This window comes from Bartonella sp. AA1HLJMS (assembly GCF_042197445.1).
Classification (GTDB): Bacteria; Pseudomonadota; Alphaproteobacteria; order Rhizobiales; family Rhizobiaceae; genus Bartonella.
Genome location: NZ_JBHIRW010000246.1, coordinates 1 through 922, shown reverse-complemented (window position 1 = coordinate 922; position 922 = coordinate 1). Strand labels below are relative to the sequence as shown.

Annotated in this window: 1 protein-coding gene and 1 pseudogene; both read left to right on the top strand. The window is 38.9% G+C overall.

The annotated features are described in order from the left end of the window. Nucleotides 1–265, top strand: a pseudogene (locus ACFIQE_RS10935) (hypothetical protein); the annotation flags it as partial. Beyond that, complete coding sequence (locus tag ACFIQE_RS10930; RefSeq protein WP_375707756.1) at nucleotides 262–669, top strand: hypothetical protein; 408 nt, start codon at nucleotides 262–264, stop codon at nucleotides 667–669. The pseudogene ACFIQE_RS10935 and the gene ACFIQE_RS10930, both read left to right, overlap by 4 nt. Nucleotides 670–922: the final 253 nt, after the last annotated feature.

The following is a 922-nucleotide window of genomic DNA, read 5'->3' as shown; positions in this document are numbered from 1 at the left end:
GCCTACGGCTTATAAGGCACCTTTAAATCTAGATTTTTCACTTTTGGAGAAAGGTATAAAAAATCCTTTTTATATGACGATATTTGCAGCAAACAGTTTATTTACTATAGCAACTAATCCAATCAGAGAGATGGGGAGAGCGGTCTTGGGCCTTAACCCGAGCCCCCATAATTGTTATGCTGATGCGAGTGATGCGTGTAGATGGAATTACGGTTCATTTGATTTTAACAAACTTTATTCAACGAGAACAGGGAACAAAAAATGAAAATGTTGTTTAATTTATTAAGCCTGCTCATTTTGTTAACGGTTACTGGATGTGACATTGAAAACATTGACAAACCTGCTCCAGGGTACGTGAGTATGTGGGAGAAGGCAGGTGCGGATTCTACTGAGGTAGGAAAAGCCTTATTAGAATGTGGGATGCCGAGTCTTATCGATCCTGATTCAGAAAATAGAAAGCAGAGCATCAATGCAAAAGCAACAACTTATACATGTATGATTCAAGCAGGATTCCGTTATAAAGGGGGAGGGAGTCCGTGTTATACTTTTAAAGAGGAAAACCTTCCCATTTGTCAGCTTGGTGCTGTCATCCCACAGAGAAGTGTTGAGAAGCGCTTAAATAGCCCATTTTGTAAAAGGTATAAAAATGCGGGTGAATGCCAACCTTAAGTTTTGCTGTTTGTGATGATTAACAATCTGCCATCCTTGCCTTCGCTTGGAATGGCGCGATTGTTTTCTCAATCTAACATCTCAATATTGTTCACCGTTGTTTTAAGCAGCGGTGACAGAAAATATCAACAGGCTTATGAGCTGTTTTATCGTAAATAAATCCATTGAAAGAGGGAAAAAATGAAGAAAATCTTAAAACTATTGAGTTGCATAGCTCTCTTAAATACAGCTGGATGTGTTAACCAACCTCCTC